The organism is Rhodopirellula sp. SH410, assembly GCF_055811895.1.
In genome coordinates this window covers 593728-614477 of record NZ_CM147949.1, presented here as the reverse complement: position 1 = coordinate 614477, position 20750 = coordinate 593728, and the positions used below count along the sequence as shown (strand labels likewise).

General features: G+C 57.0%; 25 protein-coding genes. 4 read left to right on the top strand and 21 right to left on the bottom strand.

Going from position 1 to position 20750, the window contains the following annotated elements:
• Window positions 1-37 precede the first annotated feature (37 nt).
• The 16 genes from rplN to SH410x_RS02460 all read right to left on the bottom strand — a co-directional run bounded on the left by rplN (window position 38) and on the right by SH410x_RS02460 (window position 10718).
• Window positions 38-406, bottom strand: coding sequence for a 50S ribosomal protein L14 (gene rplN, locus SH410x_RS02535; RefSeq protein ID WP_146408432.1), 369 nt, complete (start codon window positions 404-406; stop codon window positions 38-40).
• Between the two features lie 47 nt (window positions 407-453).
• On the bottom strand, window positions 454-810 hold the full coding sequence (rpsQ, locus tag SH410x_RS02530) for a 30S ribosomal protein S17 (RefSeq protein WP_473674308.1): 357 nt from the start codon (window positions 808-810) through the stop codon (window positions 454-456).
• An 87-nt stretch (window positions 811-897) separates the two neighbouring features.
• Complete coding sequence (gene rpmC / locus SH410x_RS02525) at window positions 898-1104, bottom strand: 50S ribosomal protein L29 (RefSeq protein ID WP_473674306.1); 207 nt, start codon at window positions 1102-1104, stop codon at window positions 898-900.
• Between the two features lie 61 nt (window positions 1105-1165).
• The gene (gene rplP / locus SH410x_RS02520; RefSeq protein WP_473674304.1) at window positions 1166-1582 is read right to left on the bottom strand and encodes a 50S ribosomal protein L16; all 417 of its coding nucleotides are present in this window, start codon (window positions 1580-1582) and stop codon (window positions 1166-1168) included.
• Window positions 1521-2231, bottom strand: coding sequence for a 30S ribosomal protein S3 (gene rpsC / locus SH410x_RS02515; protein WP_473674302.1), 711 nt, complete (start codon window positions 2229-2231; stop codon window positions 1521-1523). The genes rplP and rpsC overlap by 62 nt, the downstream gene beginning before the upstream one ends.
• A 10-nt stretch (window positions 2232-2241) precedes the next feature.
• Window positions 2242-2601 (bottom strand): 50S ribosomal protein L22, encoded by a 360-nt coding sequence (rplV, locus tag SH410x_RS02510; RefSeq protein WP_473674300.1) that lies wholly within the window; start codon window positions 2599-2601, stop codon window positions 2242-2244.
• A gap of 18 nt (window positions 2602-2619) precedes the next feature.
• Complete coding sequence (rpsS, locus tag SH410x_RS02505) at window positions 2620-2889, bottom strand: 30S ribosomal protein S19 (protein WP_146389987.1); 270 nt, start codon at window positions 2887-2889, stop codon at window positions 2620-2622.
• A gap of 29 nt (window positions 2890-2918) precedes the next feature.
• Complete coding sequence (gene rplB / locus SH410x_RS02500; RefSeq protein ID WP_473674297.1) at window positions 2919-3779, bottom strand: 50S ribosomal protein L2; 861 nt, start codon at window positions 3777-3779, stop codon at window positions 2919-2921.
• A 118-nt stretch (window positions 3780-3897) separates the two neighbouring features.
• Window positions 3898-4221, bottom strand: a complete 324-nt coding sequence (gene rplW / locus SH410x_RS02495) for a 50S ribosomal protein L23 (protein ID WP_473674295.1) — start codon at window positions 4219-4221, stop codon at window positions 3898-3900.
• 55 nt (window positions 4222-4276) lie between these two features.
• The gene (rplD, locus tag SH410x_RS02490; protein WP_473674293.1) at window positions 4277-4948 is read right to left on the bottom strand and encodes a 50S ribosomal protein L4; all 672 of its coding nucleotides are present in this window, start codon (window positions 4946-4948) and stop codon (window positions 4277-4279) included.
• Window positions 4949-4959: 11 nt separating this feature from the next.
• Complete coding sequence (gene rplC / locus SH410x_RS02485) at window positions 4960-5613, bottom strand: 50S ribosomal protein L3 (protein ID WP_473677231.1); 654 nt, start codon at window positions 5611-5613, stop codon at window positions 4960-4962.
• A gap of 385 nt (window positions 5614-5998) precedes the next feature.
• Window positions 5999-6325: a 30S ribosomal protein S10 gene (gene rpsJ, locus SH410x_RS02480; RefSeq protein ID WP_473674291.1), complete on the bottom strand. Its 327-nt coding sequence runs from the start codon at window positions 6323-6325 to the stop codon at window positions 5999-6001.
• A 275-nt stretch (window positions 6326-6600) separates the two neighbouring features.
• The gene (locus SH410x_RS02475; protein ID WP_473674289.1) at window positions 6601-7224 is read right to left on the bottom strand and encodes a LutC/YkgG family protein; all 624 of its coding nucleotides are present in this window, start codon (window positions 7222-7224) and stop codon (window positions 6601-6603) included.
• Window positions 7221-8630, bottom strand: a complete 1410-nt coding sequence (locus SH410x_RS02470; protein WP_473674287.1) for a lactate utilization protein B — start codon at window positions 8628-8630, stop codon at window positions 7221-7223. Before SH410x_RS02470 ends, SH410x_RS02475 begins: the two co-directional genes overlap by 4 nt.
• 123 nt (window positions 8631-8753) lie before the next feature.
• Window positions 8754-9509, bottom strand: a complete 756-nt coding sequence (locus SH410x_RS02465; protein ID WP_473674285.1) for a (Fe-S)-binding protein — start codon at window positions 9507-9509, stop codon at window positions 8754-8756.
• A gap of 315 nt (window positions 9510-9824) precedes the next feature.
• Window positions 9825-10718, bottom strand: coding sequence for a fructose bisphosphate aldolase (locus tag SH410x_RS02460; RefSeq protein ID WP_473674283.1), 894 nt, complete (start codon window positions 10716-10718; stop codon window positions 9825-9827).
• Window positions 10719-10959: 241 nt separating this feature from the next.
• On the opposite strand from SH410x_RS02460, the gene SH410x_RS02455 reads away from it, so the two are divergent.
• Window positions 10960-11841, top strand: coding sequence for a hypothetical protein (locus tag SH410x_RS02455; RefSeq protein WP_473674281.1), 882 nt, complete (start codon window positions 10960-10962; stop codon window positions 11839-11841).
• Window positions 11842-11890: 49 nt separating this feature from the next.
• Here the strand turns inward: SH410x_RS02455 and SH410x_RS02450 are convergent, their stop codons facing one another.
• The 4 genes from SH410x_RS02450 to SH410x_RS02435 form a co-directional block, all read right to left on the bottom strand.
• Complete coding sequence (locus SH410x_RS02450) at window positions 11891-12658, bottom strand: PH domain-containing protein (RefSeq protein WP_473674279.1); 768 nt, start codon at window positions 12656-12658, stop codon at window positions 11891-11893.
• Window positions 12655-13215, bottom strand: a complete 561-nt coding sequence (locus SH410x_RS02445; protein WP_473674277.1) for a PH domain-containing protein — start codon at window positions 13213-13215, stop codon at window positions 12655-12657. The genes SH410x_RS02450 and SH410x_RS02445 overlap by 4 nt, the downstream gene beginning before the upstream one ends.
• Before the next feature lie 216 nt (window positions 13216-13431).
• Window positions 13432-14637 (bottom strand): hypothetical protein, encoded by a 1206-nt coding sequence (locus tag SH410x_RS02440; protein ID WP_473669210.1) that lies wholly within the window; start codon window positions 14635-14637, stop codon window positions 13432-13434.
• Window position 14638: 1 nt separating this feature from the next.
• Entirely contained in the window at window positions 14639-14995 is a 357-nt protein-coding gene (locus tag SH410x_RS02435; protein WP_473669212.1) for a hypothetical protein, read from the bottom strand.
• 225 nt (window positions 14996-15220) lie between these two features.
• Here SH410x_RS02435 and SH410x_RS02430 point away from each other — a divergent pair, with 225 nt between their 5' ends.
• The 3 genes from SH410x_RS02430 (at window position 15221) to SH410x_RS02420 (ending at window position 19307) form a co-directional block, all read left to right on the top strand.
• Complete coding sequence (locus SH410x_RS02430; RefSeq protein WP_473674275.1) at window positions 15221-16924, top strand: ABC transporter permease; 1704 nt, start codon at window positions 15221-15223, stop codon at window positions 16922-16924.
• A 6-nt stretch (window positions 16925-16930) separates the two neighbouring features.
• Window positions 16931-17680, top strand: a complete 750-nt coding sequence (locus SH410x_RS02425) for an ABC transporter ATP-binding protein (RefSeq protein WP_473674273.1) — start codon at window positions 16931-16933, stop codon at window positions 17678-17680.
• A gap of 124 nt (window positions 17681-17804) precedes the next feature.
• Window positions 17805-19307 (top strand): NAD(P)/FAD-dependent oxidoreductase, encoded by a 1503-nt coding sequence (locus SH410x_RS02420; RefSeq protein WP_473674272.1) that lies wholly within the window; start codon window positions 17805-17807, stop codon window positions 19305-19307.
• A 262-nt stretch (window positions 19308-19569) separates the two neighbouring features.
• Here SH410x_RS02420 and SH410x_RS02415 read toward each other — a convergent pair whose 3' ends face one another.
• On the bottom strand, window positions 19570-20685 hold the full coding sequence (locus SH410x_RS02415; protein ID WP_473674270.1) for a DinB family protein: 1116 nt from the start codon (window positions 20683-20685) through the stop codon (window positions 19570-19572).
• Between the last annotated feature and the right edge of the window lie 65 nt (window positions 20686-20750).

Here is a 20750-nt window from a genome sequence, read left to right as displayed (position 1 = left end):
GCGACTAGCTGTGTTTTGGTCTCGGTTGAAATCTCGCTCAGACGACTTCGTTGGCCAAGCTCACAATTTTTGTGAACTTGTGCTCACGAAGCTCTCTTGCGACAGCACCGAAAATTCGCGTACCACGAGGATTGCGATCCTTGTCAACCAACACGACGGCGTTGGAATCGAACCGGATGTAGCTTCCGTCGGCCCGGCGAGTTGGCGTCTTGGTACGCACGATGACCGCACGCACAACCGCCTTCTTTTTCACTTCACTACCGGGAATCACGCTCTTGACGCTGCAAACGATCACGTCACCGACCGTTGCGAACCGCCGACGACTTCCGCCGAGCACCTTGATGCACATCACCTGACGAGCACCGGTGTTGTCCGCGACGTCAAGCCGAGTTTCTTGTTGGATCATTTAATTTACTTCAACGACAAATAGATGGTTACCGACGCTTCTCTGAATTACGAAGCATCGCCTGAGGGAGCTTCGCCCGCATGTGCGGCTTCGATCGTTTCACTTTCCGCAGCATTGATCGCTTCTTTACGCGCCGCACGAAGAGCCACGACGTCGACTGCCGTGCTCTTTTCGAGCACTCGCACAAGCCGCCAGCGTTTCAGCTTGCTCAATGGCTCGGACTCGATGATCTCCACGCGATCCCCAACACCCGACTCGTTGTCTTCGTCATGGACGTGACAAACAGTTCGACTGCGTAGGTATTTCTTGTACTTCGGATGTTGGACCACACGATTGATTTCGACGCGACGCGTCTTATTCATCTTGTCGCTGGTGACGACTCCGGCTAACACGCGTTTAGGCATGACGTTTCGGACAATTCAATTGGAAGGGGTGTACTGGCGAGGCCGCGAGGGCCTCGGTGGTTATTCGGTGGCGACGCACGCCCACACTTATGCGGACTGCGACGCTGTCGTTCGCTGGGTTTGAATCGTTTTGATCCGAGCGATCAGCCGACGATTCTTGCGGATTTCACTGGGCGTATTGAGCCGCTCGGACTGCGATTGAAATCGCAGCCGAAACAGAATTTCCGCCGCTTCTTTCGCAGTCGCTTCGAGCTGCTCATCGCTCATTTCGTGAAGTTCAGTCAATGATGTCATCGTTCAACAAACGAAAGGGGAATGATATATAGTCAATTCGGTTTCGGATCGAAATGATCACTCAGACAGTACGTCGAGCGACAAAGCGAACCTTCACTGGCATCTTGCTAGCCAACCGTGCAAAACAAACCTTAGCTTGCTGCTCGGTGACACCGCTGAGTTCGTATAAAATGGTCCCTGGCTTGACGACAGCGGCCCAAAAGTCAGGCTCCCCCTTGCCCTTACCCATCCGAGTTTCCAGTGGTGTGCTGGTTACCGATTTATCTGGGAAGATGCGAATGTAGAGCTTGCCTTCGCCGCGAACGTATTGCTGGGCTGCGATCCGGCCGGCTTCGATCGTCGTTGCTTTGATCCATCCGGCATCCAGTGACTGGATTCCGTAATCGCCAAAAACGACCGTATTGCCGCGAGTCGCATTACCTTTTATACGACCTCTTTGGCTTTTTCGATGCTTGACCCGTTTGGGCATCAACGCCATCGTTGTCGTCTCCGTAAGTACCTTGATTAATCCACACCTGAATCCCGATGTGCCCCTGTGGCGTCATCGCTTCAGTGACTCCGTAATCGATCTTTGCTTGCAGTGTGCTCAGCGGAATCGATCCGGCGCTTTGTTTCTCACGTCGAGCCATTTCTGCTCCGCCGAGCCGGCCCGCCATTTGGATCTTGATGCCTTTCGCACCCGCATCCATCGTCTGCTCTAACGAGCGTTTCATCGTCCGGCGGAAACTCGATCGTTTCGCCAGTTGTTGAGCGATATCCTCGGCAACCAATTGAGCCTGCAGCTCTGGCCGACCGACTTCTTCGACTTTCAAATTGATCCGGCGACCGACCAGGTTCTGCAATTCAGCCTGGAGAATTTCAATCTCCTGACCCTTCTTGCCGATGATCAGACCGGGACGAGCGACGAACAGCATGACGCGAACTTCATCGCGTGTCCGCTCGATCTCGATGCGATCGATGCCCGCCGCTTTGTATTGTGTCTTCTTGGGATGCTTCGTGATGAAATCACGAATCTTCTTGTCCTCGACCAACAGGGCTGCATAGTCCTGCTTGGAAGCGTACCAACGACTCGCCCAGCCGCGGGTAACGCCGAGACGAAAAGCGATCGGATTGACTTTTTGACCCATGGTGAACTCTCTAAATTTCGTCGATGTGTGTCAAACCGACATGAATGTGACTAGAACGCTTCTTAATCATGAATGCCATCCCGCGAGCTCGCGGACGAATTCGCTTGAACATTGGACCGCCATCGACGCGAACGTCTGTGACCACCAACTCTTCGATCCGGAAACCACTACCACTATTTTGGTCGGGGTCCTGAGCGTTACCGACGGCACTCTTGATCACTTTTTCGAGCATCCGTGCACCGCGTTGCGGCTGATACTTAAGCGTATCAAGCGCTTCGTCGGCGAACATCCCCCGAACCATGTTGGCCACCAGACGCACTTTTTGTGCGCTGATGTGGGCATTCTTGTGATGTGCGTTGAACTGAGACATGTTTACGAACTCCTAAGCTTATCGCTTGCCTTTACCGCCGTGGCCCCGGAAAGTCCGGGTCGGTGAGAACTCACCGAGTTTGTGACCGACCATATCCTCGGTCACCAACACCTTCAGGTGCTGACGCCCGTTATGAACCATGAATGTCACATTGACAAACTCGGGGACAATAGTGCAGGCACGTGACCACGTTTTGATCGGTTCACTCGAACCGGTCTCAGCCGCCTTTTGGACCTTGAAAAATAACTTGGGGTCAACAAAGGGACCCTTCTTACTGCTTCGACTCATGATTGATTCTCAGACGTTTGCTGGCCGGCCTACTTGTGAAGTTTCAATTGACCGTATCGACGACTCTTACGACGACGAACGATCGACGAGTTGCTCGGCTTACGCTTCTGACGCGTTGCTCCGCCCTTGGCGCTCTTGCCCTGCGGGCTGACCGGATGACGACCACCCTTGGTACGACCTTCACCACCACCGTGCGGGTGATCAACCGGGTTCATGGCAGTACCGCGAACATGAGGCCGACGCCCCATCCAACGAGCACGACCTGCTTTACCGATGACAACCTTCATGTGGTCGTTATTGCCGACCTGGCCAACCGTTGCACGGCAGACACTTGGCACCCGCCGCACTTCGCCGCTGGGCAACAATAACTGAGCCCAATCTGCTTCCCGTGCCTGCAGGGTAGCTTGCGTGCCAGCCGAACGGCACATCACTGCACCACGACCTGCTCGCATCTCAATACAGCACACCGAGGTGCCCAATGGAATGTTCTTTAGCGGCAAACAATTGCCGAGCGTCGGTGCCGCATCGGGACCGTTCTCGAGCCGATCACCAGCCTTAATGCCTTGCGGAGCAACGACATAAAGCTTTTCGCCATCAGCGTACTTCAACAATGCGATGCGAGCGGAGCGATTAGGGTCATACTGCACGGATTCAACCATACCCACCACGCCATCTTTGACGCGACGGAAGTCGATTACCCGGTACATCTGCTTGTGACCACCGCCACGATGCCGTGCCGTGATCTTGCCCTGGTTGTTCCGACCGCCCGTCTTGCGTTTAGGACGCAACAGCGACCGCTCGGGCGAGTAGCCCTTGGTCAAATCCTTAAAGTCACTGACCGACGCATTACGTCGACCTGCGCTCGTCGGTTTGTATATTCGAATGCCCATGAAATTTAGCTTCTAGCAGTTAGCGATTAGCGTTTGGCTTATTGGGTACGGTAAGTTTATGTGGTTATTGTCAGCAGCAGGGCGATCACTCGAAAGAGCGAACACTCACCGCCAACCGTTAAAAGAAGTCGATACGATCGTCGCTGTGCAACTGCACAATCGCCTTCTTCCAATCATTCGTCCGACCCATGCGATTACGAAAGCGACGGAACTTGCCCTTGCGGGTCTGCGTTCGCACGCCGGTAACCTTCACACCGAACAAAGTCTCGACGGCAGCTCGCACGTCGATCTTGGTTGCGTCACGATGAATCTGAAACGCGTACTGATTATTTCGCGAGGCGCGGTGAACGCCCTTCTCTGTCACAAGCGGACGCAACAGAACTTGATGCGGCTCGAGCTTGACAGTTCGCTCAACGGGTTTGGGGGGCTGAATATGTGCCATGATTTTCCTTTCGACAGTTGACTGGGTGTGCGGAACGAAACCCGCTCACGCCAACTTAGCCGACGGCCTCCTCGGTTTGATTATCGCTCGAGCCAACACCAGCAAAAGTGCCGTCCTTGACTTTATCGAGAGCCGCGGTTGTGAACAAAACCTTCTTGGGCGTCAGCACCGAAAGAGCATTAAGCTGGCGAACCGGCTCAACACGAACACCTTCGATATTACGGCCGCTCTTGTAAATCACTGCATCGTCGCCCGATGTCGCGACCAAAGTCGTCACACCCTCGAGCCCGAGACTGCGAAGCACAGTTGCCATTTGGCTGGTTTTCGGCGACTCGATGCCAAAACTGTCGATCAACACGATTTCGCCATCATCAATCCGCGAACGAATCGCCATTCGCGTCGCCAACTTGACAGCCTTCTTGGGATGCCGGTAGCTGTAATCACGCGGCTTAACGGTGCGTGCAACACCACCACCACGACGAACATTCGTCCGCTTCGAACCAGCACGAGCATTGCCCGTCCCTTTCTGGCGGTACATCTTCTTATTAGTACCACTGACCTGGCCGCGGGTGCGAGTATTATGCGACCCTTGACGACTGTTCGCCTGATACATCACCACAACGTCGTGCAGCAACTGCTTACTAACGCGATCAGCGATCAGAGTGGTGTCGATTTCGTACGTGCCGACTTCTTTGCCCGACGCGTCTAGAACTGGAATGGTTGCCATTTTTTTCGCCCTCAGACTTTATTGGTTTGACGGATCGAAACGAATCCGCCGTTAGGGCCAGGTACTGCACCACGAACGAGCAGCAGATTATTTTCCGTATCGACACTCACCACTTGCAGATTGCGAGTCGTGATCCGTGCGTTGCCATACTGGCCAGGCATCTTCTTGCCCTTAAAGACACGACTAGGCGAAGCACTCATGCCCGTACCACCAGCGTGACGGTGACATTTCTTAACACCGTGAGTCGCCCGTTGACCGGCGAAATTGTGCCGCTTCATGACACCCGAGAAACCGCGACCCTTACTGGTGCCGGTAACATCGACGGCCTTAACGTCCGCAAACTGCTCAACTGTCAACGCGTCGCCAACAGTGGCGGAATCGACAGGACCGCGGAACTCACGGACAAAACGCTGTGGTTCACAATCAGCTTTAGCGGAAACTTCAACGCCAGCTGCAACACGAGCCTTCGACCGCTTGCTCTCGATCGAAGCGACTTGGCCACGCTCACTACGAGCAGCCAGTCGACGGGGCTTGTCCTCAAACCCTAGCTGAACCGCTTCATAGCCGTCCCGCTCTTTACTGCGAACCTGCAGCACGTGGCAGGGCCCAGCCTGCACAACAGTGACCGGGACAGCGGTGCCGTCCTCGAGGAAGACTTGAGTCATCCCCACTTTGCGGCCTAATATGGATGGTAACATAACAATTCCTGCCCGCCGTTTCAGCGGCGAGCTACCTGAAAGTTCGCTAGGAGTTCCGGGACCGCCCGGCGATTCGACTGAAGACCCTCGCACTAACGAGCAGCCTCAAACGCTATCACCGAAGCTTCCGACCATACGGAAAACTGTAACTACAAAAGTAATGAACTAACCCAACGCCAACGGCTGACGAAGGGACCTGACTCAAACACGCTCCGGCGGAAAACAGACCGCAAGAGAACCGGCTAAACACTCGCCCACAAAAAGTGAGCTGGCGAGAGATCCATGAGTGGCGTGCCTAGGAGAGCATAGCTCATCCAGCTCAAGCGACCCGCGACTCTCGCGACTGACCAGATCAGCGGGCGGACGCCTTGATCTTAATGTCAACCCCAGCCGGTAGACTGAGTTTATTCAACGCTTCAATGGTCTTGGCCGAAGCCTGGACAATGTCTACCAAACGCTTGTGCGTACGGATCTCAAATTGCTGACGAGCCTTCTTATTCACAAACGGACTCGAGAGCACTGTGTACCGCTCAATGCGGGTCGGCAGTGGAATCGGACCATGAACAATGCTCGCGGTCGCTTTCACCGTATCGACAATGTCACGCGCGCTCTGATCCAGAACTGCATGGTCGTATGCTTCCATACGAATGCGAATAATTTCACTGGCACCAGTTGACACGATCGAGACCTATCTTCTTTGACGGCGAACACGAGATCCACCGCAACAAACCAATTTGCTGCGAGGAGGCGAGAATGTACGGGCGGGAGCAAGAATCGTCAACGGGTTCTGGGGAATTGATTGAAAATTTATATTCCCAATTCTCAGACAGCCTGGCGACCAATTTGCCCACCCAACAGTAACGCAAAAAACAAAACCCGACGAACCGGTGAGCGGCGACATTTCGCCCCTCGCTGGCATGCCGGGTTTTCAACACCCACCCACATGCGTGGATTTCATGGCAACAAAAAGACCTGCAATTTGCGGCAGCCATGAGCACCTAACACGAGGGATTGTTCGATATCGGCGGTTTTACTCGGCCCAGACACAAAAACTCCAAAGCCGGGCGCAGGCGTCCCAATCCGCGCATACGCTTGATGCATCTGATCCACCAACTCCGCGCGGGAAACGACAATCGCGAGGTACTGGGCGATAAAGATCATCACCCGGTGCGGTAATGTCGCCCCATCGATCCAAATCGATCCGTTTTCGGCGACACCGAACTCGCCTCGCACAATTGTCCAGTCTAGCGAAGCGAGCGTGTGTGGATCGTCGATAGCCGTCAAGTCAACAGTGGGCGCGACAGCCTCAGGGACGGTCGATGCAATCCGCTCGGCGGATCGAAACTCGTCCAAACCACCGAGAATCTCCGCGATTTCCTGACACGATTCCACCCGGTGCGACTGACCACCGACCTGGCCTAGGGTCTGCTCGAAGTGAGCCACGGGATCGTCGAAATGAATCAGTTGGCGAGGGTCCACCGACGACAAAGCCGGCGCGTCGACGGTCCGGCCACGCAATCGATCGAGAATCACCTGGCGGCTGTGCGACTCTTCCGTGGCGGCGGTTGGGTTACTCATTTCGTTTTCTCCAGCTTCGTGTCGGTTCGATTTTCTGCATACCAGGCCCGAAAGCTCTGCCGCGGCGGTTGCGGCAGATCGCGGTCAATCGCCCATTCATTGAGCCGATTGTGCGTCAACGCCTTGGGGAGCATGCGAAGTGCCGCGCGGCCTGTGTAGCCCGCGAAGGAAAAGAGCTTGGGGTGCTGAAACAGGATCGAGGCCACCTTCATACCCATTCGTTTGTTCCACGCCAGCAGCCGCTTACCAACGAGCACTTTTCGCCAGGCGAGCAACTGGTGATGCAGCGGAATTTTGACGGGGCACACATCGGTGCAAGATCCACACAGACTGCATGCGTACGGCAAGCTCTTGTGGAGTTTTGGCTCGCGGGCGGGCCCCAGCACGCTGCCGATCGGCCCGGGCACAGTCGCGTTGTAGCTATGCCCACCACTGCGCCGGTAGACCGGGCACGTGTTCATGCAGGCACCGCAGCGAATGCAGTTGAGTGAATCGCGAAACGTGTCACTGTCGCGTATTTGAGAACGCCCATTGTCGACCAACACGATGTGCAGCTCGCTGTTTTCATCGCGTGGACCGTGAAAATGCGATGTGTAGCTGGTGATCGGCTGCCCGGTAGCACTCCGGGCCAATAACCTCGTGAACACGCCGAGATCCTCAAATCGCGGCAGCATCTTTTCGATACCCATGCACGCAATGTGGACCCGCGGCAGCGAGACCCCCAAGTCGGCATTGCCCTCATTCGTACAAACGACAATCCCGCCCGTGTCAGCAATCGCAAAGTTGACGCCCGTGATGCCCACCTCGCCATCGAGAAACTTGCCCCGCAAATGACCGCGTGCCGCCTCGGTGAGCACCTGCGGGTCAGACTCACCCGCACGGGTGCCCAGATACTTGTGAAACGTCTCGCCGACCTCTTCCTTCTTGATGTGAATCGCCGGCAACACGATGTGACTGGGGTGCTCACCTCGCAACTGCACGATTCGCTCACCCAAATCCGTGTCAACAACGTCAATTCCATTCTCGATCAAGTACTCATTGAGACCGCATTCCTCGGTCAGCATGGACTTGCTCTTGATGATCCGATGCGCGTTGCTTTTCCGCAGCAATTCGAGCACGATTCGATTGTGCTCGGCCGCGTCGGCGGCCCAGTGCACGACGGCTCCCATCCGCGTCGCATTGGCCTCAAACTCCTCTAAATAGTCACCCAAATTGGCGATGGTGTGCTGTTTGATCGCCGATGCTTGCCCGCGTAAATACTCCCATTCGGGCAGCGACTGGGCCTGCCGATCTCGCTTGACGCGAACAAACCACAACGCGTCATCGTGCCAGTGCGAACGGGGGACGTTATTGACGAAATCCCTGGCGGCCTGAGGGTGATCGACGATAGGAAGGGAAGCGGACATGAGGAGTGGAAGAGTGGGAGGAGTGGGAGAATGGGAACCTCGAATGCAGACGCACGCCGCTCGTCATCCGGGAGGGATAACGAGTCATTCGCCGCGTCTTGCGTTAGCGCATTGACGCTCACGCTAATTCGTCGCTAATTCGCGGCCGGCAAGGACTTGGGCGATGTGCATGACTCGCATCGGCATCTTGCGGCGGCTAATCAAACCCTGCATATGCATCAGACAGCTCATGTCCCCTGCAATCATAACCTCGCTGCGGGCGGCGATGTGGTCCTGGACCCGATCGACACCCATCGCGACGCTGGTCTCTCGCTCAGTAACCGCAAACGTGCCGCCAAAACCACAGCACTCATCGGCCCGCGTGATCGGCATGATTTCGACGTCGTCGAGCGATTCGAGCAACGTTCGCAGGAGATTTTCGCGCGGTGTCTGTTCCTCGCTGCACGGCCCCAGTCGCAATTCACGCAGTCCATGACAACTCGCATGGATGCTGACCTTGTGCGGGAATCGCCCCTCGATCTTGCGCACCCCCAGCCGCTTGACCAGGAATTCGCAGAGCTCGAAGGTCGAATCGCGGACCTGGATGTACTTCTCGTCGTCGGGAGCAAAGAAGTCACCATAGTGATTGCGAATCATCGATGCGCAGCTCCCCGACGGACACACCACGGCATCGTAACCCGAAAACATGTCCACGAACTTCCGCGCCACCGGCGCGGCATCCGCCGAACACCCCGTGTTGGCCATCGGCTGACCGCAACAGGTTTGCGAGGGTGGGAAGTGGACAGTGACGCCCTGGGCCTCGAGCAGTTCGAGCGTCGCGATCGCGACGTCGGGAAAAAACTGATCGATATAGCAGGGAACGAACAGAGCAACGTTCATGTAGCGAGCCGGAATCTCGGTGACCAAAGGTGCAGTTGTTTGCCAGCCAGCATGAACGGATCAGGGCCGCGCCGCAAGTCATGCGGCGCCGGAAGGAGCACGTCGGTGAACGCGTCCGCCCCCAACGAGCTCGTCCAGGATCCGATTGGGCGGTCAATCCCGATAGCGATTATCGAGGCGAACGATTGCACCTGCCTTTGCCTGGCTATCAGTTGCAAAGCGGCGACGACTTGATTACTGCGGTAGTAGATCTTGTTGAAGCTCCTCCTCACGGCACGGATCTTTAATGAACAAGATCCACTACCGCATCGCCGATCACGTAATCGAGGCCTTAAAAATGGATTCGATCGAACGGTCGAGTGTTTCGTCAAACTGTTGATCGGATTGGTCGGCATGTAGATTTTCCGCCAACGCACGCGAGAAACTGGCGATGACGCCCTGTTGGCGGCTGAGCCTGACGTCGGCCTCTTCGCGAGAATAGCCGCCCGATAGAGCGACCACTTTCAGGATGTTCCGGTGCGCGACGAGTGACTCGTAGTGATTATCGATCTCCGGCAGTGTCAATTTCAGCATCACCACGCGATCGGACGGTAAACTATCGAGTTTTTGCTGGAGGGCGTCCCGTAGCAATCCTTCCGCTTCGCGTTTCTCGGGGCAATGGATATCGATCTCGGGTTCGATAATCGGCATCAACCCAGCATCCATGATCTGCGCCGCGACGTGGAACTGCTGATCCACGACCGCCTCGATTCCAGACGGGTTCGCATGCCGAATCACCGACCGCATTTTAGTGCCGAAGACGGGCTGCTGTTTCGCCTTGGCCAGACTGTTGGCCAAGGTCGGTATCGGCTTCATCAACTGCACCCCGTCGGCTTCGTCGGCGAGTCCATGATCGATTTTCAAGAAAGGCACGATACTCTTGACGGTCCAAAGATAGTCGCCCGTGCGTTGGGAGGCGATTTTGCGATCGAGTGTATCCTCGAACAAAATGGCGCCGACGATCCGGCTAGAGTTAAAACTGTTGGCTGTGATGATGCGTGTGCGCATCTCGTGCACCACCTGAAACATTTCGTCTTCGTTGCTCCAGGCGTTTTCGTCGATGCCGTACGCAGCCAATGCCTTGGGCGTACTGCCACCACTTTGATCCAGGGCGGCGATGAAGCCAGGCCGGTTACGAATGACTTCGAACTGTTCGTCGTAAACGCTCATCAGTAATTTCGCTCTATTGAGGGGACGGACTCAGGCATTCGACAAATTGGTTCGCGTGAGCGGGCTACTCATCGTGTTTCCTCTGTCGTTTACCTAACAACATGCTCTCATTGTAACGACTCATCGCCGGGGCATTTCGGATAGAATGGCGACAGTCCGCTCAAAACGCGCAAGTCGCAGAAACGTCGGTTGGGTTCATCAGCCTTCGAACCCTCACGCCCACTCTCATCTCGGTTTCAACATGTACATCCACTCACGCTTTTTGCTGCTGACACTTGGGTTTTGTATGCTGAGTTCGGTGGCCGTTCGGCCCGCGTCCGCCCAGAGCCCCCCAGCGTCTGCATCATCGCCGCTGCCGATGGCAACAGTCGATGATTCAGCGGACCAACGACTGGCGTATATGAAACAAAGTGGTGCCATGTATGAGGTCACTTTAGGCGACGATCAAACCGCGACGTTCCGCCCCGATCCCGTGTTGCGGTTCACCAATCCCGTCAGCGGCGTGGTCGATGGAGGGCTGTTCATCTGGCAGAGTAACGAGGGCAGGCCGGTTGCCATTGCGCAGTTTTTCATTGCTCCCGGAACGGATCAATTGTGGATTCACGAATTCCAATCACTGGCTGAGCAACCACTCGAATTCAAGTTCAATGGATCGGTGGTATGGTCTCCTGCAAGCGCAGGCGTGAAATTCCAAGACGTCGTCAACACCACAGCGCCGTCGCCATCGGTCGTGCGGCGGTTATTGCAAATGAGACAAATTTCGCGGCGTTTGTCGGTGCAGGACGATTTTGAGGGTGCCGATGCTGACGAACTTCGTCTGCTGGCCAAGCCGTTGGTGCGTTATCAGGACGACGCGGCCGTTGACGGGGCGTTGTTCACGTACGCTCACGGCACCGATCCCGAATTACTGGTTTTGATCGAAGCGAGAAAATCGGCTGCGGGGAGCGGAGACGAATCGGTTTGGAAAATCGCCCTGGCGCCGATGACCAGTTACGCGATCACGGCCAAACTGGACGATCAGGTGACGTGGAGCGTGCCGTGGCGGCAGGCCCCCCATCCGATCAAAGCGATCTTCAAGAACTTCGTTTTCCCGCCGTCCCCGACCGACAGTAGCTCGAAATAGGTGACTGGCGGGCACGCGTCGCCAGCCTGATCACGTTCGGCGTTCGCTCTCAATGAAGTGGACGACCTTGCGTTTCGTTGCCCTGGGAACGCAGCAACCGATCGATTTCTCGCAAAATCCCGATGTGCTGAGGGCCCACCCCCGTCGTCTCCGTGCTGGGTGCTGGCGAGGTTTCATCGCCTAGACCTGTCGTGCGGCTGGCGGCGATCTTTTCACGGATCACGTCACGCAGTTGGGAGGCATCGGCAATTCCTTCGATCAGTCCTTGATGACCGTTGGACGCGCCGCCTTGGGGCGACACCCCACCTCCCGCTGTTTCCACGATCACATCGGCGATCCCAAAGAAACGCTGGAGAGGCCCCTGACGGGTTTGCACGTTCTGGATATTTTCAAAGGTGATCGTGATCTCACGAATCAGCCAAATCCCCCGTCGCAGTCGCATGCTGCGGTCGCTGAACACATACCACGTCGTGTCAAATCGCAGCCGGATGGCGATCCAGCTGATCGCGAGCGCCCCGACCACAAGCAGAACCAAGGGCAATAACACAATAAATCCAACCAGCGGTATCGCGACGGTCAGTGCGATCCAGCCGATGATGACAACGAACAGGAGGATCGCCATCCCGACTGCAAATTCGAATTGGAGGTATTTCAAAAACCCGGGCGCAGGACGTCGGGATTGGATCGTTTCGCCCGCCTGCTGAGGCAATTCCGGTGGCTGGCGTGGTACCCGCAACCAACTGGCCAAAATCCGCCAGATGCCTTCATAGACCCGCCCTCCATATTGCTCGGGCGATGACGTATCGAGATCGCTCATTGCCGCTCCTCGATTTGCGTCACGCGGCGTGTCAGAATCTCGAGATTGTCGCGAATACCTGTCAGTAGCTGCAGCACTTCATCGCCACCCGCGGGGACGCTCGACGCCAAGCCGACGCTCGACGCCAAGCCGACCGGCGACGGCGTGTCCTTCAATGCGTCCTCGTGACGAGTGCCTCGCATTTGCGAATACAGATAATCACGCAGCAGGTCGGCCTCCAACACCCCTTCAATCTTCATCTCCGGAGTGGCCGCTCCCGAGGCGGTTTGCACCGTCAACGTCGCCAACCCCAGCCACCGCTGGATGATATTGCGATTCAGATGGATATCCTGGATCCGTTTGTACGTCAGATAGGTTTCCGATCGGAACAGCACTCCCCACGACAGGGAAATCCCACGATCGTCAAAGCGGTACCTGAGCGTGTAGTAGCGACAGAGTAGCGGGATCAGCATGATCGGAAACAGCGGCCCCGATGCGAGCGAACATAGGATGTAGTAGCGAAGCAGAGCCGAGTCAGGCCGCTCGATACGGGTAATGTCAAAGGCTTCGGAGACCATGATCGATGTTCCTAGCGGGGAGGTCGTACAATCCATTCGCTCGCCGGGGAAAAAGCTTGGCAACGAAACAGAATCTTTCTGTTTTTGCGGATCCTCATTGTAGCCAGACGGCTCCATCCGCCTGAACTGAGACGCGTCAGTTCCTCGCGACGGGCGGCGTCGTCGGTCACCAATGCTGACAATGTCGACAATGAGTGCACCTGACAGTTTGCAGGTTTAAGCTGCGACGTAGGCGCGGCAACCGTTGGCCGTTTGTTGGGCGTGCTTCCAATAGCGTTCTATTGGCTTGCTGTCGCTAATGTACGCCGCTCGCAGGCCCAAAACGGCCTCTCCGCCAGCGGTCGACCAGAATTTCTCGCTTCCTTTGATGCGGCGATTGACCTGCTTGACCGTCGATTCCATGATCGAACTCGTTAGCGGATAGCCACGCCGACGGTACTCCGGATAGTTCATTCGCCCCCGATGGTTGCGATAGTAAACTCGCGATCGACGAACAATCTCTCGAGGGTCCGTGTCGCTCGCATCGGCAGGAGGATCCCCAAGTTCCTTCTGGTGCTGATCCAATTCCAGGATCACTTCGTCGACCTTTCCCTGCCAAACCCATGTTGCGAAACGACGATAGCACTCCCATGATTGCGGCTGCTTATCGTAGATCGCGCGGGCAGCTGCCAAGCTGTAAGACAATGCGTGCATGATGTCCAGCACGCTCGTGAAGTTGCCAAACCACTGCTGCTGCATCTCTTCGATCGCCGAGGATCCATCGGAGACAAAGACCCTTTCAGTCGCCTTGAAAAAGCCGGCGTACCAAGCGGAACTGGCTGCCATCGGCCCAAACTCCTTCCAGGTTTGACCGCTAGCAACCACGTCTTTACTGAGCAGTTCAGGCCGTTGCCAAGGAGACTCCTGCGTCACCTCGACGCGCTGGCCCTTGGGGTTTTCGCCAGCAACGCACCCCATATCAGCAAGCTTTTTGGCGATGCAAACGTCTTGCAGGAAGTCAGGCAACTCCGCGTCAGGATCTTCCTGGTGTGACTTAGTTTTCATCGACAGTAAGATCGCCATTCGACTTTCTTTCCAAAAACTACCCGACTCAGGTTTCTCGCCAGCGCGATCGAATCGCTGGTACCGACCGCCATCGCTCATCACCACCGCCAGTTCAGGAGCCTCTTTGTCAGCGGGCCCCGAGTAGTTCTGATCGGGAATGGATTTCTCGAGGAAGGCGTCCTGCAAGATCTTCTCAAGTGCGCGCCGAGCCTTACCGTTTCGCAGCGTAGCCAGTCGGATCCGTTCGGTCTTGATGTCCAGTTCAGCCAGTTCTTTCAAATCGTCACTGGCGATCTGATAGCTGGCCTTGTTGGCTCCCGCGTAAACCATCTTGCGTTCGACCTTGGGGCTGACGGTGGCTTCAACGCGAAGCGCCAATTCAGCGAGCCGAGGGAAAAAAAGACCGGCGACATCGCCGGCAATAGAAGCCTTCGTTGATCCACTCGACTTCACCGCGAGCGGATTGAATGATCATCGGCTCGTCGTCGTCAGGGTCGTGCGGCTTGGGCACGGCTTTGCACTTTGGACAGCGAATGGGCTTTTCTTCGTCGGGCAGATCCTTGGCCGAATCGTTCAGTGCCATCGAACTGAGCAGATCGGTTAGGGCATTGGTTTCGATTTCCAGCTCATCGAAGGTCTTGGGCGTCCCGTCGTCGTGGTAACGACCACCATTGATTTCATTTAATTCCTTGGCGAGCTCGAGCGCTCGAGCGCGATTCTTGGGTGAAATGGCCATCCTAGCCCTCCTGGTTTATCCGAAGTGAACCGTGAAACCGGGATTCTGACCGATCTACAGATCAAAGGCCATGCCAATTGCAAACCGTCAGGTGCACTCGTCGACAATACCGTCGCGATATTGACATTGTTGCCGGCGTGGCTGCGCCCGTAGACTCTCGCGATGCCGTGAGGAAGCCTTTCTCACGGTAGGAATCGACACTGCCCGGCCACCCCAGGGACTCGGATGTACCGCCTGCTGCTCTGTTTTCGCTACCTTCGCACTCGCTACATAGCGCTCGCCTCGATCATCAGCGTCACGCTCGGTGTCGCGACGCTGATTGTGGTCAATAGCGTGATGTCAGGTTTCTCCGCTGAAATGCACGAGCGGCTGCATGGCCTGGCCTCGGATATTTTGATCGAGTGCCACGCCAGCGGCGGGATGCCGGACCCGGAGGCCCACCTCGCTGAGATCAAACGCATCGTCGGCGACGATCTCGAAGGCGCCTCGGTGAGCGTGCATGTGCCCAGTATGCTGGGGATCGATTTCAACGGCCAACTGATCACGCGGCACGTCAACCTCGTGGGCATCGACGCCGCCACCTACGACAAAGTCAGCCAATTTGGTCGCTACCTGATCCACCCTGAAAATCAAAAGCAAGTCGATTTCGATTTGCGAGAGACTGGGTTTTCGGAGACGCGAGAGAACTTCCCCGCATCGGGCTGGCATTATCGCCGTGCTCGGGTCGCCTACGAGCGAGCCTTGACAGAGGAACGCACCCGGGTGGAAGCCATCAATCGCGAAGCCGAAAAACTCAGCAGCGGCAAACCACCCCGCCCACAATCGGGCGGCAGCGGTACCGGTGCGGTCGCGCAGACAGACGGCCCGACGCGGTTGGGTATGGGCGAACACTCCCCGGCGAATGAAGCCGCCGCAGGACTGATCGAAGACGACGAGAACAACGAGAACGAAAACACATTCGCCTCGGCCGGGCCTACCTTCGGCAGCCTCCTGCCCCCTGAACTCGGCGGCGGAGTGGGTGCGGCCCAAGCGGCCACTTTCGACCCAGCCACAGAGCAGTACCCCGGCATCATCCTGGGCATCTCTACGTGCAGCAACAAACTACGCGATGATGCGGGCACTGTCCGCGATCACTATTATTGCCGCCCCGGTGACGACGTCCGAATGATGTTCCCGAGTGCTTCGGAGAACCCCAAAGTCCTCAACCAGAAATTCACCGTTGTCGATTTGTATGAATCCGGCATGAGCGAATACGACAGCACGTTCGCCTTCGTGCGGCTGGATCAACTGCAAGATCTCCGCGGCATGATCGACCCGATTTCGGGCGTGAAAAGCGTCACAACGATCCAGCTCAAACTCATCGAGGGCGCGAACCTCAACGCGGTCCGCGACACCCTCCGAGATCGTTTCCCACCGGACATGTTCGCCTACAGCATCCAAACATGGCGGGACATGCAAGGTCCGTTGCTCGCGGCGGTACGTTTGGAAACCACCATTCTCAATATCCTGTTGTTCTTGATCATCGCCGTTGCCGGGTTCGGCATTCTCGCCACCTTCTTCATGATCGTCGTCGAAAAGACACGTGACATCGGCACGCTCAAAGCCCTCGGGGCCAGTGGGGGTGGTGTGATGAGCATCTTCCTCAGCTACGGGTTGCTGCTGGGGATTGTCGGCAGCGGTGTGGGGCTACTCGGCGGGATCCTGTTCGTTGAGCATATCAACGAGATCGCGGGTGTGATCGAAAAAATCACCGGCCAAGAAGTCTTTGACCCCACGGTTTATTACTTCACCGAAATCCCCACCATTCTCAATCCGTTCACACTCGCCTGGGTCATGGCCGGTGCGGTGGCGATCGCCACCACAGCCAGCGTACTGCCAGCGATGCGAGCCGCCCGCATGCACCCCGTTACCGCTCTTCGTTTTGAGTAAGACATCATGAATCCAATTCTCGAAGCCCGTGGTATCTTTAAGAGCTACTACAAGAACAAGATCGAATTGCCCGTGCTGCGTGGCGTCGATGTGGCATTCCAGCACGGTGAGGTCTCCGCGCTCGTGGGTCGCAGCGGCAGCGGCAAGAGCACGCTGATGCACTTGCTCGCCACGCTCGATCAACCCGATGCGGGCGAAGTCTGGTTCGGCGGCGAACGTATCGACAACCTCTCACGCCGGCAACGCGATGCCTATCGCAATCGCCAAATCGGCATCATTTTCCAGTTCTATCATCTCCTGCCCGAATTGTCGGCTCTGGAAAACGTGCTCACACCCGCGATGATTTCTCGCAGCGTGCTGGGCTATTTCCGCGACCGCAAATCGCTAACCCATCGTGCCGAAGCGATGCTCGACCGAGTCGGACTGCTCGATCGCAAGACCCATAAACCCTCGGAGATGTCGGGCGGCGAAATGCAACGAGTCGCCATCGCTCGCTCGCTGATGAGTGAACCGGAGTTGCTCTTAGCGGATGAACCGACGGGAAATCTGGACACCGAAACCGGTGAATCGATCCTCCAGCTTTTGCGTCAACTCAACAGCGAAGACGGGCTGACGATCGTCATGATCACGCACGACGAATCGATCGCCGAACGCGCCGATCGCTGCTACCGCATGCAAGACGGGCTACTCGTCGATCGATTTTCCGTCGAGGCGGTGAAAGAATCGTTCGCCCCCCGAGCACGCATTGTGGCATAGGTAGCTTGGGACCATTGTCCCGAGCGACAAGTATCTCTCGGACGGGACAAGTATCTCTCGGACGGGACAAGTACCTCTCGGACGGGACAATGGTCCCATCCTACGAATCTCAAACAACGACCCTATGTCCCAGCCCGGTCTTCGACATTTTGACGTAATCGTGGTGGGGGCCGGTCCCGGTGGCTCCCTGACCGCGATGCAACTGGCGCGCCGCGGACGAAACGTGGCAGTCCTCGACCGCACGCATTTCCCGCGTTTCGCCGTGGGCGAATCGTCCACGCCAATCGCCAGCCGCACGCTCGAGCAGATCTCAGTTGATTTTGGAATCGATGAGCTCGCGCCGCTCACAGGCTGGGGAAAGTGGTGTGAATCGCTCGCCCCCATGACCGGCGGCCTCAAGCGTGGCTTCACCTATTACGACCATCGGCCTAAGCTTGGTTCGGATTCAGCGGGCCCCTGGCCCGTCGATCCCGCCTCACGCTTGCTGGTCGCGGCCAGCGCCAATGACGCAAACGGTGACTCCCACTGGGTTCGCGCCGAAGTCGATCAATACTTGATTGACATCTGTCGCCGCCAAGGTGTCGAGGTGCGACTGGGAGTCACTGTTGAAGAACTCACTCACGAGTCCCCCTGGCGCATCGTCGTTCGCCAGGTTGACGACGATGGCGTCCGCGAAACGCTCACCTGTGACACACTTGTCGATGCATCGGGACGAGCAGGAGCCATCCTACGTGGGCTGGGATACCGCGAAGCCACCGATTCCCTGCGGACGAACACCGCGGCCAGATTCACTCATATTGTGAACGCCACCGTTCGCAATGCTGTGGACACAGACGACTTGCCCTACCACGCCCGCAACGCGGCCGTCCACCATCTGCTGCACGATGGTTGGGTGTGGGAACTGCCGATGAGTGACGGTCGAGCGAGCGTGGGACGCGTCTGGCATGGACCGGCGTCGACGGACAGCGCAGTGGCGGCCACGCGAACGATGCCTGACGATCTGGCGGGCAACCTTGATGTGATGAGCGATCCCAATCTCCGGGACTGGCTGCAGTCAGCGAGATTGGCCGAATCACCCGGTGGCTGGCGGCAAGCACCACGGATCCAACATCGATGGCGAGGCGGCCGAGCGATGTCGCCGTCCTTCCTAGCCCTACCGACGACCTTCGCGACCATCGACCCGCTGCACAGCACGGGACTCGCACATGCGATCACCGGTGCCCAGCGGATCAGTGACCTGATCGTGCGTGGCTCAAACGGTGATATTGCTCGCTACGCAGACCAAGTCGACTGTGAAATCGAATTGCTCGATCGTGTCATCTCGCTGGCCTATCGTCTGTGGCCTCGCTGCGATCTGTTTTTCGATGCCTGCATGCTTTACTTTGCCCTCGCGATCGGCGACGAAGAAGAGCGTATTTCGCGAGGCTTCGATCCCAAACGATCCACATGGCGTGCCACCGATCCACGCGTTCAACGCGCCCTGAGGTCTGCCGAGACAATCCTAATGAACGCCTTCCAGAACGACGCCCCCATCGACCAGACCGCTTTCCGCAACGAACTCGCCAAAGTCTGTAACGTGCCGCTGGCGTGTCGAGCAGACAATTTGTACGCGTACACGTTTGGCTGATTCACCGCATACCGGTGGCATCCGCTGCGATCCTTTCAGGATCAATGGCTGTCTCTCTCGGAGGGATACCAGCCATTATCCAGCGGTCGCGAGAAGCGAACACCGGCAGACAATGAAAACAACCTAAGCCCCGACCCCGCAGTGGGTTACAGCTCACCCAAGATTCTGCGGGTCGTACCCCACCCCCGCGTTGGTATTTGTACGGAGGAGGTGTCGAACCGCAGTGATGCCCCTGTCAGACTGCGTTCGCGGCACGTCCACATCACGCGCCCGGCCAGCCCGGTAGTTCGAACTTTTTGCTCGTGTTGGCGGTGTGCTCTTGGTAATGCTTGTCCATCTGGATCAGCAGCGCTCGCAGCGACGGCCAGCGGCTGCCGGGAGCTTTCTCGTCGACTTTCACGCCATCGAGCAAGTACGCGAAGCGGCGACAGAACTCGCTGACCCGCTGCATCTGCCGGGCTTCCTCGGCTCCGTCCCAGTCAGAGTGCGCGAACTCGTAGTCCGCTGGCATTTGCTTGGGGTTCAAATTCATGACCGGGACCTCTGCATCGACCGTATGATAGATCTGCGAGAAGAACTGCAACTGCCGCCCCATCATGTGCTCCACATTCCAGCGTGGTGTGTGGGTACCGTTAGCCGGTTTGAAGTTCAACTGGGCCACCGAGAGTTTCGCAAATACCGCCTGCGAATCGCTGCAGGCCTGCTCCATGTTGCCAAACAGACGGGCAAGATCCGCTGGCATTTCCCAGGGCGAATGACCGAGTAAGATCGTTTGCGTCTCGTCGGCATCGTGATCCGATGCCGAAACCGCGAGTGTGTTGTGGTTGAGGATCTCATCGCCGTCCGCTGCGAGATTGGCAATCATCATGGGGACGACGAGACGAGGGCGAAGCGATTGCTGCAGCGATGCGAACGGCTCGGCCGTCAATTGCTCGGCACTGGCGTCCGTTAGTACCAGCACATCGACCTCCTCATCGCCCGGCAAACCCGACGCATCGAGACGACCGGTCGCGACAACCACGCACACACCGTCGACGTTGATTCGAAGTGCGTTGCCAGCGATCGATTTCACCGCCAACGCATTCGGGTCGTTGCCCTGAAACTCGCCCGCAGGTAGCCATTTGGGTTTTGACTCATTGGGCAATCGCGAGAGCACACGATCGACCGAAGCGGAAACAGCCACCACGCGATCGGCTTTCTCTGCTAGCTCAGCCCCCGGCTTTGCGCCGGAGCTGACGACCAAGTTAAATCCCCACTGGGTTTCGATCGAGACGACGCCAGCGTCCCAGGCGCGAACAGCCACCGGGTCACCTTCAGTGGCCGACAGCAGGGAGCTCGAAAGCAAAACGATCAGCGGGCAGAAGAGGAGTCTGTTCATGGAAGATGCTTGGTTTGCGAGTAGATTGGGACCATTGTCCCGAGCGCGTGAATTGGTCTTGGACG

Coding starts and splice junctions, on each gene's coding strand:
- rplN (WP_146408432.1), bottom strand. CDS start 406: ATGATCCAACAAGAAACTCGGCTTGACGTCGCGGACAACACCGGTGCT.
- rpsQ (WP_473674308.1), bottom strand. CDS start 810: ATGCCTAAACGCGTGTTAGCCGGAGTCGTCACCAGCGACAAGATGAAT.
- rpmC (WP_473674306.1), bottom strand. CDS start 1,104: ATGACATCATTGACTGAACTTCACGAAATGAGCGATGAGCAGCTCGAA.
- rplP (WP_473674304.1), bottom strand. CDS start 1,582: ATGGCGTTGATGCCCAAACGGGTCAAGCATCGAAAAAGCCAAAGAGGT.
- rpsC (WP_473674302.1), bottom strand. CDS start 2,231: ATGGGTCAAAAAGTCAATCCGATCGCTTTTCGTCTCGGCGTTACCCGC.
- rplV (WP_473674300.1), bottom strand. CDS start 2,601: ATGTCTCAGTTCAACGCACATCACAAGAATGCCCACATCAGCGCACAA.
- rpsS (WP_146389987.1), bottom strand. CDS start 2,889: ATGAGTCGAAGCAGTAAGAAGGGTCCCTTTGTTGACCCCAAGTTATTT.
- rplB (WP_473674297.1), bottom strand. CDS start 3,779: ATGGGCATTCGAATATACAAACCGACGAGCGCAGGTCGACGTAATGCG.
- rplW (WP_473674295.1), bottom strand. CDS start 4,221: ATGGCACATATTCAGCCCCCCAAACCCGTTGAGCGAACTGTCAAGCTC.
- rplD (WP_473674293.1), bottom strand. CDS start 4,948: ATGGCAACCATTCCAGTTCTAGACGCGTCGGGCAAAGAAGTCGGCACG.
- rplC (WP_473677231.1), bottom strand. CDS start 5,613: ATGACTCAAGTCTTCCTCGAGGACGGCACCGCTGTCCCGGTCACTGTT.
- SH410x_RS02475 (WP_473674289.1), bottom strand. CDS start 7,224: ATGAGTAACCCAACCGCCGCCACGGAAGAGTCGCACAGCCGCCAGGTG.
- SH410x_RS02470 (WP_473674287.1), bottom strand. CDS start 8,630: ATGTCCGCTTCCCTTCCTATCGTCGATCACCCTCAGGCCGCCAGGGAT.
- SH410x_RS02465 (WP_473674285.1), bottom strand. CDS start 9,509: ATGAACGTTGCTCTGTTCGTTCCCTGCTATATCGATCAGTTTTTTCCC.
- SH410x_RS02460 (WP_473674283.1), bottom strand. CDS start 10,718: ATGAGCGTTTACGACGAACAGTTCGAAGTCATTCGTAACCGGCCTGGC.
- SH410x_RS02455 (WP_473674281.1), top strand. CDS start 10,960: ATGTACATCCACTCACGCTTTTTGCTGCTGACACTTGGGTTTTGTATG.
- SH410x_RS02450 (WP_473674279.1), bottom strand. CDS start 12,658: ATGAGCGATCTCGATACGTCATCGCCCGAGCAATATGGAGGGCGGGTC.
- SH410x_RS02445 (WP_473674277.1), bottom strand. CDS start 13,215: ATGGTCTCCGAAGCCTTTGACATTACCCGTATCGAGCGGCCTGACTCG.
- SH410x_RS02435 (WP_473669212.1), bottom strand. CDS start 14,995: ATGGCCATTTCACCCAAGAATCGCGCTCGAGCGCTCGAGCTCGCCAAG.
- SH410x_RS02430 (WP_473674275.1), top strand. CDS start 15,221: ATGTACCGCCTGCTGCTCTGTTTTCGCTACCTTCGCACTCGCTACATA.
- SH410x_RS02425 (WP_473674273.1), top strand. CDS start 16,931: ATGAATCCAATTCTCGAAGCCCGTGGTATCTTTAAGAGCTACTACAAG.
- SH410x_RS02420 (WP_473674272.1), top strand. CDS start 17,805: ATGTCCCAGCCCGGTCTTCGACATTTTGACGTAATCGTGGTGGGGGCC.
- SH410x_RS02415 (WP_473674270.1), bottom strand. CDS start 20,685: ATGAACAGACTCCTCTTCTGCCCGCTGATCGTTTTGCTTTCGAGCTCC.